Origin of the sequence: Microvirga sp. BSC39 (assembly GCF_000739015.1) — a bacterium.
Taxonomy (GTDB): domain Bacteria; phylum Pseudomonadota; class Alphaproteobacteria; order Rhizobiales; family Beijerinckiaceae; genus Microvirga.
Genome location: NZ_JPUG01000046.1, coordinates 21,074 through 36,855, shown reverse-complemented (window position 1 = coordinate 36,855; position 15,782 = coordinate 21,074). Strand labels below are relative to the sequence as shown.

General features: G+C 65.0%; 13 protein-coding genes. 5 read left to right on the top strand and 8 right to left on the bottom strand.

Going from position 1 to position 15,782, the window contains the following annotated elements; translation table 11 throughout:
- The first annotated feature begins 49 nt into the window (after positions 1-49).
- Entirely contained in the window at positions 50-1,771 is a 1,722-nt protein-coding gene (locus MA07_RS05690) for an iron ABC transporter permease (protein WP_244445164.1), read from the top strand.
- A 141-nt stretch (positions 1,772-1,912) separates the two neighbouring features.
- Here the strand turns inward: MA07_RS05690 and MA07_RS05685 are convergent, their stop codons facing one another.
- Positions 1,913-2,593, bottom strand: a complete 681-nt coding sequence (locus tag MA07_RS05685; RefSeq protein ID WP_036347928.1) for a 3-oxoacid CoA-transferase subunit B — start codon at positions 2,591-2,593, stop codon at positions 1,913-1,915.
- Entirely contained in the window at positions 2,593-3,330 is a 738-nt protein-coding gene (locus tag MA07_RS05680; protein WP_036347927.1) for a CoA transferase subunit A, read from the bottom strand. Before MA07_RS05680 ends, MA07_RS05685 begins: the two co-directional genes overlap by 1 nt.
- A gap of 196 nt (positions 3,331-3,526) precedes the next feature.
- Between MA07_RS05680 and MA07_RS05675 the strand changes: the two genes are divergently transcribed.
- Positions 3,527-5,338 (top strand): AsmA family protein, encoded by a 1,812-nt coding sequence (locus tag MA07_RS05675; RefSeq protein WP_036347926.1) that lies wholly within the window; start codon positions 3,527-3,529, stop codon positions 5,336-5,338.
- Here MA07_RS05675 and MA07_RS05670 read toward each other — a convergent pair.
- The 5 genes from MA07_RS05670 to MA07_RS05650 all read right to left on the bottom strand — a co-directional run bounded on the left by MA07_RS05670 (position 5,332) and on the right by MA07_RS05650 (position 11,224).
- A complete protein-coding gene (locus tag MA07_RS05670) occupies positions 5,332-6,132 on the bottom strand; it encodes an ABC transporter permease (protein ID WP_036347954.1) in 801 nt (266 codons plus the stop codon). The two genes, MA07_RS05675 and MA07_RS05670, sit on opposite strands and share 7 nt — an antisense overlap.
- A 2-nt stretch (positions 6,133-6,134) precedes the next feature.
- Positions 6,135-7,037 carry an ABC transporter permease subunit gene (locus tag MA07_RS05665; protein ID WP_152568749.1) on the bottom strand — a complete coding sequence of 301 codons (903 nt, stop codon included), beginning with the start codon at positions 7,035-7,037 and terminating at the stop codon, positions 6,135-6,137.
- Positions 7,038-7,042: 5 nt separating this feature from the next.
- Entirely contained in the window at positions 7,043-8,212 is a 1,170-nt protein-coding gene (locus tag MA07_RS05660; protein ID WP_036347925.1) for an ABC transporter ATP-binding protein, read from the bottom strand.
- 222 nt (positions 8,213-8,434) lie between these two features.
- Positions 8,435-10,030, bottom strand: a complete 1,596-nt coding sequence (locus MA07_RS05655) for a DHA2 family efflux MFS transporter permease subunit (protein WP_036347924.1) — start codon at positions 10,028-10,030, stop codon at positions 8,435-8,437.
- A 6-nt stretch (positions 10,031-10,036) separates the two neighbouring features.
- Positions 10,037-11,224, bottom strand: coding sequence for an HlyD family secretion protein (locus MA07_RS05650; RefSeq protein ID WP_036347923.1), 1,188 nt, complete (start codon positions 11,222-11,224; stop codon positions 10,037-10,039).
- 135 nt (positions 11,225-11,359) lie between these two features.
- Here MA07_RS05650 and MA07_RS05645 point away from each other — a divergent pair, with 135 nt between their 5' ends.
- Both MA07_RS05645 and MA07_RS05640 read left to right on the top strand, forming a co-directional pair.
- Entirely contained in the window at positions 11,360-12,028 is a 669-nt protein-coding gene (locus MA07_RS05645) for a TetR/AcrR family transcriptional regulator (protein ID WP_036347922.1), read from the top strand.
- 70 nt (positions 12,029-12,098) lie between these two features.
- Complete coding sequence (locus MA07_RS05640; RefSeq protein WP_036347921.1) at positions 12,099-13,013, top strand: EamA family transporter; 915 nt, start codon at positions 12,099-12,101, stop codon at positions 13,011-13,013.
- Here MA07_RS05640 and MA07_RS05635 read toward each other — a convergent pair.
- Positions 13,010-13,696: a Crp/Fnr family transcriptional regulator gene (locus tag MA07_RS05635; RefSeq protein ID WP_036347920.1), complete on the bottom strand. Its 687-nt coding sequence runs from the start codon at positions 13,694-13,696 to the stop codon at positions 13,010-13,012. The two genes, MA07_RS05640 and MA07_RS05635, sit on opposite strands and share 4 nt — an antisense overlap.
- Before the next feature lie 203 nt (positions 13,697-13,899).
- Between MA07_RS05635 and MA07_RS05630 the strand changes: the two genes are divergently transcribed.
- On the top strand, positions 13,900-15,777 hold the full coding sequence (locus tag MA07_RS05630) for an ABC-F family ATP-binding cassette domain-containing protein (protein WP_036347919.1): 1,878 nt from the start codon (positions 13,900-13,902) through the stop codon (positions 15,775-15,777).
- Positions 15,778-15,782 lie beyond the last annotated feature (5 nt).

Genomic DNA, 15,782 nt, shown 5'->3' with positions numbered 1-15,782 from the left:
CTTTTATGAGAGGCGCTGCCGGTGACGGTGGCGCCGTTTCCTTTTGACAGTGATCGCCAGAACTCAGACAGCCATCGGCCTTTCCTCCACGAAGGCAAAGCGCATTCCATGGTGGCTGTCTGCCGCCGTGGCGGCTGCCGGTCTGCTCGCGCTTCTGCCCGTCGGCGCCCTCCTCGGCATCGCCGCCGAGGGTGATGCGGAGATCTGGCCACATCTCATCGCCAATGTGCTCCCGGCCAGCACGATCGACACGCTCGCCCTGCTTGCTGGCGTTGCGGTCGTGGCGGGCTCCATGGGCATCACGACGGCCTGGCTCGTCACCGCTCATCGGTTTCCCGGTCGCGATGTGTTGGTCTGGCTCCTGCCGCTGCCGCTTGCCGTGCCCACCTACATCACGGCCTATATCTACGTGGAGATCTTCGATTCCGCCGGCCTCGTGCAGATGGCCTTGCGCGACTTCATGGGCTGGCGGTCGCGGTCCGATTACTGGTTTCCCGAAATCCGCTCGCTGCCCGGCTGCATCCTCGTCATGTCGGCGGTGCTCTACCCTTACATCTACATCGCCGCGCGGGCGATGTTCCTGACGCAGAGCGCCAGCATGCTGGAGGTGGCGCGCACCCTGGGCGCGAGCCGCATCAAGCTGTTCCGCATCATCGCGCTTCCGCTGGCCCGCCCGGCGCTCGCGGTCGGCGTGTCGCTGGCGCTGCTGGAGGCGCTCAACGACATCGGCGCCAGCGAGTATCTCGGCGTGCGCACCCTCACAGTGTCCGTCTACAACACCTGGCTCAATCGGGGCAGCCTTGCGGGCGCGGCGCAGATCGCCTGCGTCATGCTTGCTTTCGTCGTCGGTCTGATCCTGATCGAGCGCTATGGCCGGCGGGACAGGCGCTATGCCCTATCGCCGAAACGCCATCGCACGGTGCATCCGGTTGCGCTTGTCGGTGGACGCGGCTGGACCGCCTCTCTGCTCTGCGCGCTTCCCGTCTTTTTGGGCTTCATTCTGCCGACAGGATTTCTTCTGCGTGAAACTCTTCGCGGCGGGCTTTTAGAGCAGTTCGACAGGGACTTCCTCGCTCATTTCATGACGACCATCGGCCTGTCTGTGGTCGCGACCCTGGCGGTCCTGGCCATTGCCGTCATCCTGGTCTCGGCCGCGCGCCTGTCCAAGACCTCCCTGACCAAGGGAGCGCTCCTTGCAGCGGGGCTCGGCTATGCCCTGCCGGGCACCGTGCTGGCGCTCGGGCTCATGACGCCTCTGGTCGGCTTCGATAACCTGATCAGCACGATCTGGCGCCACCTGACCGGCGAGCGCCTCGGCCTCCTGCTCATGGGGGCTGCCGGCGGCATCATCATTGCCTACGTGATCCGCTTCCTGTCGATCGCGACGGGCTCCCTGTCAGCCGGCCTCGACCGGGTGTCGCCGAGCCTCGAGGATGCAGCGCGCACTCTCGGGGCCTCCCGGCGTGAGATGGTCTGGAAGATCCAGATTCCGCTCATGCGCCCTGCCCTGGCAAGCGCCGCCCTGCTGATCTTCGTTGACTGCATCAAGGAATTGCCCGCGACCCTGCTGCTGCGGCCGCTCAACACGGAAACGCTCTCGACGCTCGTCTACACCTATGCCTCGCGCGGGCGCTTCGAGGACGGGTCGCTCGCAGCCCTCGTGATCGTGCTGGTTGGGCTCGTTCCGGTGATCCAGCTGGTGCGCAGCGCCGAGGCTCGCCCCAAGGTGGCAGCAGAGGCTGAAAACTCGACCGGCTCTTCGAGCCCATAGGAAAAGCGGCCCTTTCGGGCCGCTTTCTATTTCAGTGTCATTCCCGGCCGCAGCGCACCGGAGGGGAAGGGACTCCATAGCGCTGAGCTTAAGAGTGGATCCCCCGGCCTTCGGCCGCCGGGGGCGACACGCGCGTTTGTATCAGGCTGCGTTCGACTGTCCGCCGTTCAGGTCAACCTTGAAGTCCGCCGCCGTCTTGGCCTTGATCTCTTCGACCGTCACGCCCTCAGCCAGCTCAATCAGGGTCATGCCGGAGCCGCCCTTCTTGTCGACGGAGAAGACGCCAAGGTCGGTGATCACCAGGTCGACCACAGCAGCACCGGTCAGCGGCAGGTTGCACTCCTTGAGGAGCTTCGGGTCCTCGGAGCCGTCCTTGCCCTTCGCCACATGCTCCATGACCACCACGACGCGCTTCACGCCTGCCACGAGGTCCATGGCGCCGCCCATGCCCTTCACCATCTTGCCCGGTATCATCCAGTTGGCGAGATCGCCGTTCTGGGCCACCTGCATGGCACCGAGGATCGACAGGTCGATATGGCCGCCGCGGATCATGCCGAAGGAATCGGCGGATGAGAAATAGCTCGTCGTCGGCAGTTCGGTGATCGTCTGCTTGCCGGCATTGATGAGATCCGCATCCTCCTCGCCCTCGAAGGGGAACGGGCCCATGCCGAGCATGCCGTTCTCCGACTGGAGCTGCACGCGCATGCCCTTGGGGATGAAGTTGGACACCAGCGTCGGGATGCCGATGCCCAGATTCACGTAGAAGCCGTCGCGCAGCTCCTTGGCCGCGCGGGCGGCCATCTGTTCACGGGTCCAGGCCATCAGACTTCCTCCCCTGCTCCGGCAGGCGCCGCCGCTTCGGCGCGCTTGCGGGTCGTGCGTTGCTCGATGTGTTTGACCGGGTTCGGCACATGCACCATGCGCTTCACGAAGATGCCCGGGGTGTGCATGCAATCCGGGTCGATCTCGCCCGCCGGCACCAGATGCTCGACCTCGGCGATGGTCATCCGCGAGGCGGTGGCCATCATCGGATTGAAGTTGCGGGCAGTCTTCCGGTAGACGAGGTTGCCTTCCGTATCGCCCTTCCAGGCGTGCACCACGGAGATGTCGGCGAACAGCCCCGTCTCCATGACGTATTTCTCGCCGTTGAACTCGCGCACTTCCTTGCCCTCGGCAATGAGGGTGCCCACGCCGGTCTTGGTGTAGAAAGCCGGAATGCCGGCGCCGCCGGCGCGGATGCGCTCGGCGAGCGTCCCCTGCGGGTTGAACTCGAGCTCGAGCTCGCCGGAGAGGTACTGCTGGGCAAAGAGCTTGTTCTCGCCCACGTAAGAACTGATCATCTTGCGGATCTGGCGGGTTTCCAGAAGGCGCCCGAGGCCGACCCCGTCCACGCCCGCATTGTTGGAGATGAAGGTCAGCTCCTTCGCCCCCGAATCACGAATCGCTTCGATCAGCGCCTCAGGAATGCCGCAGAGGCCGAAGCCCCCGGCCATGATGGTCATGCCATCCTTGACCAGGCCAGCCAGCGCCGAGCTCGCGTCGCTGTAAACCTTATCCATCAAATCCTCTCCTTGGGCAGGTGCGTACCCGTTCGAAGTGTCGCGGTTCGAATGGCGGCACCCTGCAACTTGGCCTCAATTTAGACAATCCCTTCGTATGGATATATGGAAAGGTTTCATGAAGTCGGCCCTGCCCTGAGGACATCTCCTCTTCACCGCTTGCGAGGCAGCGCTCAAGGTTTACAACATTCGTTCCATGTCCCGCCGCGTTGTCTTTCTCATCGCCTTGATTTCGCTTGCCGTTCTGGGGACGGCGGCCGCCCCCTGGACGTTGCCCGGAGGCGGCCTGTCGGCGGAACTGAGGGAGCATGTCAGAGAGCGCTACGGCCTCGACCTGACGGTGAGGGGCCGGAGCACCTTCGCGGTGCTGCCCATCCCACGGGTCAAGTTCGAGAATGTGGCGCTTGAGTTCCCGGACGGGGCGCTCGAGGCCGAAGGCGGCACCTTAAGGGGCGAGCTGCGCATCCTGCCGCTGCTCTTCGGGCGGATCGAGCTTTCCGACTTCGACCTGACGGAAACCCGCATCACCGCATCGGTCCGGAAGCTCCAGGCCGTCAAATGGACGGAGGTCTTCAAGGACCGCTCGACCGAAACCCATGCCCGCCGGCTGGTGGTGACGAAATCCTCGGTGCGCTGGACCGACCTGAAGGACGCCAACGTCGATGGCCTCAGTGCCATTGTCCGCTGGGTGGATCCATCCCAGCCTCTGACCGTGTCAGGGTCCGCTCGCTGGCGGGACGAACTCGTTTCCCTGGAGCAGGCCTCGATCTTCCCGGACCTGCTGGCTTCCAACAAGATCAGCCCGTTCTCCCTGACCCTTTCCGCCCCCGGCGGCCGTCTCACGGCCGAGGGTGAGGCGCATCTCGGGGATGGGCCTCGCGTCACGGGAGAAAGCACCATCAAGACCACTTCGGTGCGCAACTTCACCCGCTGGAGCGGAATGGATCTTCCCTTCGGATCCCTGCTGCAGGCGCTGTCGATCAGCGGCGACTTCTCCATGGACCGCCGCCGCCTGTCCTGGCCTGCGGTCGCCATTACCCTGGGCTCGGACAAGCTTGAGGGCACCTTGGGCGTCCGTTTCGACACGGAGAGGCCGGTCATTACCGGCACCCTGGCGGCCGATACCCTCAACCTGTCCGACCTTTTCGCCCCATTCAATCAGACGCGGACATCCTCGGGCGCGTGGAGCGAGGAGGCGATCGACATGGCCGGAGCCACAGGGGCCGACCTCGACTTTCGCCTCTCGGCCACGACCGCCACCCTCGGGCGTCTCAGCCTCGACGACATGGCGGCCAGCGTGCTCGTCCAGCCCGGCCGCATCGAAGCTTCCATCGGGCGTGCCGACTTCTATGACGGCACCTTGAAGGGGCGGTTGTCGCTGGCAGCCCAGAACGGCCTCGTCGACTTCAAGAGCCAAGGCACCTTCTCAGGGGTGAAGATCGCCCCCTTCCTCGCCGCTGTCGGCGAGCCGCGCTGGATCACCGGCCGCGCCCAGGGGCAGTTCAGCTTCGACGGGCACGGCCGGAACCCTGCGGATGTGATCCGTCAGGCGGCGGGCCGCTCCTCGATCGAGCTGACCGACGGAGAACTGGTGGGGATCAACCTCGAAGACGCCCTTCGTCGCGTTGATAAGCGCCCTCTCCTGGCCTCCCTGAACTGGAAGGGCGGCCGCACGCCTTTCGGCAAGGCCGAGGCCCAGGTTGTGATGCAGGATGGCGTCGGCGAGATTGTCGAAGGCCGGCTGAAAGGGGCTGCCGTGCAGGCCCACCTGCGCGGGCAGGTTCTGCTGGTCGACCGAACCCTCCAGGTCACGGCCGGCATTGCGTCGGTCGATGCACCGGCGGGACAATCTCCCTCCCTCGCCTTCGACGTCAATGGCGATTGGGACAATGTGGAGATCAGCCCTCAGGTCCGCTCGCTCATCGAGCGGTCTGGAGCGGCCAAGCCGCTCTTCCCAACGCCGCGCGTTCCGGCAGGTGAGCAGGACCCGCAGGCCACCGCTCAGTGAGCGTTGCGGCGCGAGCGCATGACGGAGCGCTTGCTTATGAGGGTCGCTGAGATCACGCCCAGGGTCACGATCCCGATCAGAAGGGCCGAGGCCGCATTGACCTCCGGAGAGAGCCCAAGCCGCACCGCGCTGTAGATCTTGATCGGCAGCGTCGTGGCCCCTGGACCCGTGTTGAAGCTCGCGATCACCAGATCATCCATCGACAGGGTGAAGGCGAGCAGGAAACCCGCCACGATGGAGGGCGCAATGAGCGGCAGCGTCACCGAGAAGAACGTGCGCAGGGGCGGCGCGCCGAGATCCATCGCCGCCTCCTCGAGCGAGCGGTCGAAGGTCATGAGGCGCGACTGCACCACCACCGTCACGAAGCACATGGTGAGCGTGGTGTGGGCCAGCGTAATGGTCCAGAAGCCCCGGTCGAAATCGACAGCCACGAAGAACAGCAGCAGCGACAGGCCGGTGATGACCTCCGGCATGACCATGGGCGCGTAAACCATGCCGGTGAACAGCGTCCGCCCGGGAAAGCGCCCATAGCGGGTGAGCGCGAGCGCCGCGAGGGTGCCAAGGACGGTGGCAAGCGTTGCGGACAGCAACGCGACACGCAGCGTCACCCAGGCTGCTTCCATGAGCGCTTCGTTGCGGAACAACGCGCCATACCACTGCGTGGAGAAGCCGCCCCACACGGTGACGAGCCGCGAGGCGTTGAAGGAATAGATCACCAGCAGCAGGATCGGCAGGTACAGGAACGCGAATCCGATCACCAGCGAGGTGACGTTGAAGACGCTGAGGCGGCGCATGGTCATCGCTGTGTCTCCACGCGCCGGGCTTCGACATCGCGATAGATCACGATGGGCACCACAAGAACGATCAGAAGCAGGATCGCGACCGCGGAGGCGAGCGGCCAGTCACGGTTCGAGAAGAACTCGCTCCAGAGCTGCCGGCCGATCATCAGGGTCTCCGAACCGCCCAGCAGATCCGGGATCACGAACTCGCCCACGGCCGGGATGAAGCACAGGAGCGAGCCGGCAATGATGCCCGGCATGGCGAGCGGCACGGTGATTGTCCAGAACGAGCGCCACGGCGTGGAGCCGAGATCGAGGGCGGCCTCCAGCAGCGTGTCGTCCATCTTCTCGAGCGTCGCGTAGAGCGGCAGCACCATGAAGGGCAGGTAGGCATAGACGATGCCGATATAGACCGCCGTCTCGGTGTTCAGGATGTCGACGGGCTCGGAGATCAGGCCAATTGCCATCAGCGCTTGGGTGAGCAGCCCCTCGGGCTTGAGGATCGCCACCCAGGCATAGATGCGGATGAGAAAGCTCGTCCAGAACGGCAGGATGATCGCCGCGACCAGGAGCGTCCGGTAGCGCTCCGGCGCGCGCGCCATGCCGTAGGCGATGGGAAATCCCACGAGCAGAAGCAGTAATGTCGACACGGCGGCGATGCGCACGGACGAGAGCGTCGCCCGGAAATAGAGATCGTCCTCGACCAGCAGGGTGAAGTTCTCGAAATCGAGCCCGCTGAAAAAGCCGGCGATGTCGCTCCACTCGAAGACGGGCCGGTAGGGCGGCTGTGCCACCGCCGGGTCGGAGAGGCTGATCTTGAGGACGATCAGGAACGGCACGAGGAAGAGCACGCCGAGCCACAAGTAAGGTACGGCGGGCACGAGACCTGCGGAGAGGCGCCGCGTGAGGGTGCGTTCCATCATGGCTATTCCGCCAGGATCACCGCCGCATCCGGCGCGAAGGTGACATAGACCTGCTCGTCCCACTCGATGGGGCTCTCGACGAAGCGGGAAGCGTTGGCGCGGGTCACGCGCAGGATCTCTCCGGTGGCGAGCTTGACCCGATAAACGGTCCAGTCGCCCAGATAGCCGATGTCCCACACCTCGCCGGTGAGCACGTTGATGGCGCCAGGCCCCGGCGGGTCGCGCTGGATCACCATCTTTTCCGGCCTCACGGCAATCGCCACGGGCTGGCCGGAATGCAGCACCTCGTCCGGATCGTCGATGGTGAGCGGCACTTCGGCCGAGGACGTCTTCACCCGCCAGAGGCCGTTCTCCTGACCCTGGACATGGCCTTCGATGATGTTCACGTCGCCCACGAACTCGGCGATGAAGCGGGTCTTGGGCTGCTCATAGATCTCGCCCGGCGTGGCGACCTGCACGATCCGGCCATGGTCCATCACGGCGATCCGGTCGGCCATGGTCATGGCCTCCTCCTGATCGTGGGTGACGACCACGAAGGTCATGTGGAGATCGTGCTGGATGTCCATCAGCTCGAACTGGGTCTCCTCGCGCAGCTTCTTGTCGAGGGCGCCGAGCGGCTCGTCGAGGAGCAGCACCTTGGGCTTCTTGGCGAGAGCCCGGGCGAGCGCCACGCGCTGACGCTGGCCGCCGGAGAGCTGGCTGGGGTAGCGGCGGGCGAGCTTCTCGAGCTGGACGAGGCGCAGCATCTCGCCCACCCGGTCGGCGATCTGGTCCTTCGGCATCCCGTCCTGCTTGAGCCCGAAGGCGATGTTCTTCTCCACGCTCATATGCGGGAAGAGCGCATAGGACTGGAACATCATGTTCACGGGCCGCCGATAGGGCGGTACGCCCGCCAGGTTCTGGTCGCCCAAGGTAATCGTGCCCTCGGTCGGGGTCTCGAAGCCGGCGAGCATGCGCATGAGGGTCGTCTTGCCGCAGCCGGAGGGGCCCAGCAGGCAGAAGAACTCGCCTTCGAAGATGTCCAGGGAGAGATGATCGACCGCAGTGGACTCGCCGAAACGTTTCGTGACGTTCTCGAAGCGGATGAGCGGCTTGGCATCGGGATTCGCCCAGGGGGCGAAGGAGCGGCGCACGGCGCCGACGGAGGCGGATTGACGGGTTGGAGGAGGCAAGATGCTTGAACTTCACCTGTCTGAGAAAAACCTGGGCGCAAACTATGATGTTTGGGCTGCCAGAACAACAGCTTAAAAGCCCTGCGTCCCCATGCTTTGCGCCGTCTGCCTGCCCTCACCCATCGGCATCTTTTTGCCGCCGCGGCAGCGGGCCATCCTCGACCGGGCCTGTTCAAAGAAAAGCCCGGCCTGTGGCCGGGCTGGAGTCGTGGAGGTTGCCTCTTAGTGCCCACCGCCACCGGCAGGAGCGGCCCGGGGCTTCTTGATGAACGGCAGGGCGAGGATCAGGCCCAGGAACAGGATCGTCAGCAGAAGGAACACATCCGCGAAGGCCATGACCATCGCCTCGCGGTGGACCATGTTGGACAGGGTCTTGATCGCAGCCGTGCCGGCATCCGGACCGAGGGACTGGAACTTCAGGGTCATGGCGTTCAGCGTCTCGACGGCCGCGGACCGGCCCCAGTTCACGCTCTCGCGCAGGCGCTCGACATGGAGGTCAAGGCGGTCGTTGATCCCCGTGTTGATGAGCGCCAGACCCACGGCACCGCCCAAATTACGGGTGAGGTTGTAGAGCCCCGACGCGTTCTTGATCCTGTCCGGCGGCAAGGTGCCGAGCGCGATGTTGTTGATCGGCACCATGCAGATCATCAGGCCGACGCCCCGGAAGATCTGAGGCACGAGCAGCTCCCAGAAATCCCAGTCCTTGGTCAGGCCGCTCATCATCCACGTGCCGAAGGCGAAGGCGGCAAAGCCGATGGCCATCATGATGCGCGGATCCATCTTGCGGGACAGGACACCCGCCACCGGCGCCATCAGGAACATGGTCGCGCCGGACACGAACATGGTCTCGCCGATCTGCAGGGACGAATAGCCCCGCACGCCGCCGAGATAGACCGGGTAGAGATAGGTCAGGCCGTAGAGGCCGATGCCCATGACGAAGCTGAAGGAGGAGCCCGCGAGAAAGTTGCGGTCGGCAAACGCGCGCAGGTCCACGATCGGCTGCTTCGCCGTGAAAGCCCGGTAGAAGAAGCCCAGGCCGCCGACCACGCACACGATGGTGAGGATCAGCACCAGCTCGTCCTGGAACCAGTCGTTCAGAGGGCCCTCCTCCAGCACGTATTCCAGGCTGCCGAGGAAGGCCGCCATGAAGCCGAGGCCGGCCCAATCGAAGCTCTTGAAGAGGCTGAGATCAGGCTCGTCGAAGTCCACCAGCAGATAGGTGGAGATCGTGACCAGGATACCGGGCACGATGTTGACGAGGAATAACCAGTGCCAGGAGAACAGATCGGTGAGATAGCCGCCGAGCGTCGGGCCGATAGTCGGTGCGAGGGTCGCCACAAGACCGATAATCGGCGAGATCACAGGCCGCTTTTCCGGCGGGAAGATCGTGAAGGCCGAGGCGAAAACGGTCGGGATCATGCCGCCGCCGATGAAGCCCTGCAGCGCGCGATAGACGATCATCTGATCGATGTTCGTGGCCGTCGCGCACATGAAGCTCATGAACGTGAAGCCGCCGGACGCGATCACGAACATCCAGCGCGTGGAGAGCACGCGCGAGAGCGTGCCCGACAGCGGGATCATGATCACTTCCGCGATCAGGTAGCTCGTCTGCACCCAGGAGATTTCCTCCGACGACGCGGAGAGACCGGCCTGGATTTCGGCGAGCGACGCGGAAACGATCTGAATGTCCAGGATCGCCATGAACATGCCGAAGACCATGCAGAAGAACGCGAAGGTCCGACGCCCGCTCACGGGCGCCGGCTTCGCGGCCGGCATGGAGCCTTGCGGCTTGTTCGGGATGGCAGCCGATGCAGCCATGGTTCCTTACTCTTTGAGGCTGGCCGTCTTTTCAGGTTCAGTCGAGGTGCGCGTATCCACGTCCACGACCACGGAGAGGCCGGGACGCAGGATGCCCTTCTGGACGGTCTCCGGATCGACGGAGACCCGCACGGGCACGCGCTGAACGATCTTGGTGAAGTTGCCGGTAGCGTTCTCCGGCGGCAGCAGGCTGAACACGGCGCCCGAAGCTGGCGAGACGCTCTCCACCGTGCCGATCACGTCGGCATCCGGAAAGGCATCGACTTCGATGCGCACCTTCTGGCCGACCTTCAGGGACGCGATCTGCGTCTCCTTGAAATTGGCGTCCACATGCACGCTGGTCATGGGCACGAGAGCCGCCAGGCGGGCGCCGGGCTGCACAAAGGTGCCGACCTCCATGGCCTTGTTGCCGATGACGCCATCGACCGGCGCGCGGATCTCCGTGAAGGTAAGGTCGCGCTCCGCCTTCTCGACGGAAGTCTGCTGCTCGGCGGCCACGCGGCGAGCCTCGTTCTGCTGCGCGTCGAGAACGTCGACATTCGCCCTGGCGGCAGCGAAAGCTGCTTCGGCGCTCTGCACATTGGCCTGGGCCCGGTCGCGGGCAGCCTTGGCGTTCTCGAGCGCGGCCCGGCTGGTGAAGTCGGAGCGGGCGAGCTGCTGCTGGCGGGCATAGTCGCTCTCGGCACGCTCGGCCTCGGCCTTCGCGGCGGCGATCTGCGCCTGGGCCTGCGCCACGGAGGCGCGACCCGCCTCGATCTGGCGGCCGATGCGCGTGACGGCACTCTGCTGCGTCGCGAGTTTGTCCCTGGCCGACTGGAGGGCGAAGCGGTAATCGCCGTCGTCGATCTTGGCGATCAGGTCGCCCGCCTTGATGCTCTGGTTGTTGGTGACGGCCACGGATTGCACATAGCCGGACACCTTGGCCGACAGGATCGTGATGTCCGCCTGCACATAAGCGTCTTCGGTGGAGACCATGAAACGGCCGTTGGTCCACCATTCGTGGCCCTCGTAGCCGCCAAACGCCAGCGCGCCGGCCATGACCGCCAGGATCAGCGGCTTCTTGCCAAGGCCCTTCTTCTTGGCCTCGGGCGCAGCCACTTCGGGAGCACCCTGCCCGGTCTGGCGTGCCGGCGCATCGACGGCGCCTTCGGTGCCGCTCTTAGCGCCCTGCTCGAACTCTTCCCGATAAGCCATGTTAAACCTCTGCAAGGCCTGCAGAATCCGTAAGCACTGAACTGCCAGACAGGCCTTGATCTGTGTTGTGCGCCTGCCATATATGATTTGACCGAACCGTTCGGTCAATGGACTTTAAAGGAAATTATAGAAGCCATGACCGCCGTGCATGACAGCGATCAGGATCGAGAACTCTCTCCAGCTGTCGAGGAGAGCCCCGAGAGCGCCAAGCCCCGCCAGATCCTGGAAGGCGCCCGCAAGGTGTTTCTGGTGCAAGGGTTCGACGGCGCCAGCATGGGTGAGATCGCCAAGGTTGCCGGCGTCTCGAAGGGCACGCTCTATGTCTATTTCGACAGCAAGGAGAGCCTGTTCGAGGCTCTGACGACGGAAGAGAAACGGGGCCTGGCGGAGGTTCTGTTCAAGCTCGACCCGGAAGATCCCGATGTTCGTGGCGTCCTGAGAACCCTCGGCCTGAGCTACCTGCGCCGCATGGGCAAGCCTGAGCATATCTCCTCAATCCGCATGGTCATGGGCGCGGCGGAGAAGTTCCCGCGCCTGGGACAGGCCTTCTATGAGGCCGGTCCCTGCCAGGGCATCGCCCGGCTCAAGGCCTATTTCGACCGGCAGGTCGAGGCGGGACGGCTTTCCATCGAGGACACCGGGGTCGCCGCCCAGCATTTCCTCGACCTCTGCGTCTCGGGCATGCTGCGACGCCTGCTCTTTTCCGTCGGCGAACCGCCGACCGAAGAGCAGATCCAAAAGAACGTCGAGAATGCCCTGCGGGTCTTCTTCGCGGCCTATGGGCCTGATGCCCCGAGGCAGTAAGGACCCAGTTCGAGCTTTCCCGCTGCCCTGCGCTTTACTAGTCTGACCCGCAATCGGCTGGGAGCGGGTAATGAGAAAGCGTGAGGGCAGCGGAGCAGGACATATCGCGGCCTTTGCCGCGATGGCGCTGATCTGGGGCCTGACCTGGCTTCCCATGAAGATCGCCTCCGAGGCCGTGCCGCCGATCTTCCTGGCGATGATACGCTTCCTGCTCGCCGGCCTCTGCTACCTCGCCTTCATTCTCGCCAAGGGGCTGCCGTTGAAGATGGTGCAGCCGTGGCGTGTCATTGCCGCGTCGCTTCTCATCACGACCGGCTGCTACAGCCTGCTCTTCTGGGGCGTGGCCCGAGCCCCGACCGGCCTGTCGTCGATCGTCAACCTCTCCCTCATGCCGATCTTCCTCATCCTCATCGGTGCCCTCTATCGGCAGGAGCGCATTACGCCGCGCAGGCTGGGAGCGATTGCCCTCGGGGTCCTGGGACTTGTGATGCTCTTCTCCGGGCGGACGGGTTCGGCGCAGGATGGCGCCCTGCTCGGCCTTGCCGCTGTGGCCGTCGCGACCCTCAGCTATGCCTGGGGCGCGGTGGTCAGCCGCCCGCTGATGCAGGCAATGCACCCGATCACCCTGGCCTTCTGGGAGACGAGCATCGGCGCCCTCGGGCTTATCCCCGTGTCGCTCCTGGTCGAGGGTTACGATCCCGCCTATTTCGTGGGGCTCATGGACGGGCGAGCGATCATGGGCCTGATCATCCTCGTCCTCGGCGGCTCGCTCGGAGGTTTCTCGATTTATCTCTGGCTGGTGCGCGACTGGGGCGCCTTCCGGGCCGGGCTCTATTCGTTCGTCAGCCCCGTTGTGGCGGTCGCCGTGGGCGTCGCCTTCGCGAACGAGGCCTTCGGCTGGCCGGAGGCGGTCGGAATGGCCGTGATGCTGTCCGCCACGGCGCTCGCCCTCACGGAGGGCAAGCGTGCAGCAGCGGTCGCCTAATGATCGGTCCGGAATGCCTCGGCAACCCGCTCCTTGAGCACGTCCGGTTGGCGCAGGATTAGGGCGCCCCTGGTGCGCTCGATCAGCCCCTCCTGGGTCAGCATGGTGAACTCGCGGGTGATCTGCTCGCGGCGGCAGCCGATGCGGGCGGCCACGATATGATGGAAGGGCGGCGGCGTGATCACCCGCTCGCCCGACTTGTCCTGCCGCGGCGTCGACAGGCGCAGGAGCTCCGAATAGAGCCGATGCCGCAGATCGAGCACCGTCTGCTCCATGAAGCGGGCATTCAGCTCGCGGATTCGGGACGCCATGAGGCAGAACAGGCGCTCGGCCACTGGCTGATGGGAGAAGAGCATCTCCTTGAACACCGAGGCCGGCATCACGCAGGCTTCGCCCCGGGTGAGCGCCGTGACGTTCGCGGAGCGGGGAACGCCGTCGAGGGCCGCCAGTTCGCCGAACAGGTCGCCGGGCTTCATCTCGTGGAGGATGACTTCCTTGCCGGAAGCCGTGCGCATGAGGACCCGCACCTCGCCGGAGAGAAGGAAATAGACGTCCGTGGAAGGCTCGTCGAAGTCGACCAATACCTCTTCCGGATCGAAGCGGCGCCAGTTGGCTCGTGACTCGAACGGCGTAAGGTCGATCTCCAGGCCCTTGAACAACTTGATCCCAGTGAGCCGCCCCATCGGTTTCCTCCCTGCACGATATCTTGGCTATAGCATATATTCCGAACTGACGGTACGGGAGAAATGCCGTATCCCTTTGTCAGGCCTTCAGGATCCTGTCACTGGCGATTTCGGCTATCGCCGGACCTTATGCGAGGCGGCTGCAAAGCGGCGAAGCCGCCTAAACACCTTGCCAGAGCGGTCTTCCCGCGCCAAAAGGCGGCATGCTCCACGTTAACGACCTGACCTACCGCATCGGCGACCGGCTGATCCTCGACCGTGCCTCCTTCAACCTGCCTGACGGTGCGAAGGTGGGCCTCGTCGGGCGCAACGGTGCGGGCAAGACAACCCTGTTCAAGATCATCCAGGGCGACCTCGCCACCGAGAGCGGTACCGTCACCCTGCCCCGCGGCATGAAGATCGGCGCCGTCGCCCAGGAGGCTCCGGGCGGGCCCGAGACCCTGATCGAGGTGGTGCTCGCCGCCGACAAGGAGCGCGCCGCCCTGCTCGCCGAGGCCGAAACCGCAGACGGCCTTCGCCGGGCCGAGATCGAGACGCGGCTGACCGATATCGGCGCCCATTCGGCCCCTGCCCGCGCGGCCTCCATTCTCCACGGCCTCGGCTTCGATGCCGAAGCGCAGAACCGACCCTGCTCGGATTTCTCCGGCGGCTGGCGCATGCGCGTGGCCTTGGCCGCCGTGCTCTTCACGGAGCCCGACCTGCTGCTCCTCGACGAGCCGACCAACTATCTCGACCTGGAGGGCACCCTCTGGCTCTACGATTATCTGGGGCGCTACCCGCATACCGTGCTGGTGATCAGCCACGACCGCGAGCTGCTCGACACCTGCGTCAACCACATCCTTCATCTCGACCGGGGCAAGCTTGCGATCTATCGCGGCGGCTACACGTCCTTCGCCAAGCAATACGCCGAAAAGCGCGAACTCACTGCAAAGGCGGCAGCCAAGCAGGAGGCCGAGCGCAAGCACCTCCAGGCGTTTGTCGACCGCTTCAAGGCCAAGGCCTCCAAGGCCAGGCAGGCGCAGTCCCGCGTCAAGCGGCTGGAGAAGATGGAGGCGATTACGACCATCGTGGAAGACGACGTGCTGCCCTTCAATCTGCCGGGGCCGGAGCGCCCCGCCGCTCCGCCGCTGATCACGGTCGAGAGCGGCGCCGTCGGCTACGGCGAGCGCATCGTCCTCGACCGCCTCAACCTGACGATCTCACCGGATGACCGGATCGCGCTGCTGGGCTCCAACGGCAACGGCAAGTCCACCTTCTGCAAGCTCATTGGCGGCAGGCTCGCGCCCATGAAGGGCGAGATGCGCACGCCCACGCGCATGGACGTGGCCTACTTCGCCCAGCACCAGCTCGACGAGCTCAATCCGAAGGCCACGGCCTACGATCATGTGGCGGAGCGCATGCCGGATACGCCTGTCGCCAGGATCCGCGCCCGCACGGCGCAGATCGGCTTCCCCGGAGCGAAGGCCGATACGCCGGTCTCCGCCCTCTCGGGCGGCGAGAAGGCGCGCCTGCTCATGGGGCTTGCCGCCTTCAACGGGCCTCACCTGCTCATCCTCGACGAGCCGACAAACCACCTCGACATCGACAGCCGCACGGCCCTGATGGAGGCGATCAACGACTATACGGGGGCTGTCATCCTGGTCAGCCACGACCGCTTCCTGATCGAGGCCTGCGCGGACCGGCTCTGGATTGTCGGCAACGGCAGCGTGAAGCCGTTCGACGGCGACATGGACGATTACCGCCAGCTCGTCCTCTCGGGAGAGCTCGATCCGCAGAAGCGCTCCGACAGGCCGCAGGCTCCTACCGCCTCCAAGACCGACGGGCGCCGGGCCGCTGCCGAGCGCCGGGCGGCCCTTGCCCCCCTGCGCAAGAAGCTCGAGGCTCTTGAGAGCCGGATGGCGAAACTCACGGACGTCATCGGCAGGGTCGATGCCGCTCTTGCGGACGGCACCGCCTTCCAGAAGGATCCGGCAAAGGCCTCCGAGCTGTCCAGAATGCGCGCGGAGGCCGCGTCCACCCTGGAAACGGTCGAGGAGGAGTGGCTGGCCCTGAGCAGCGAGATCGAGGAAGCCGGCGCCTGAAGGAT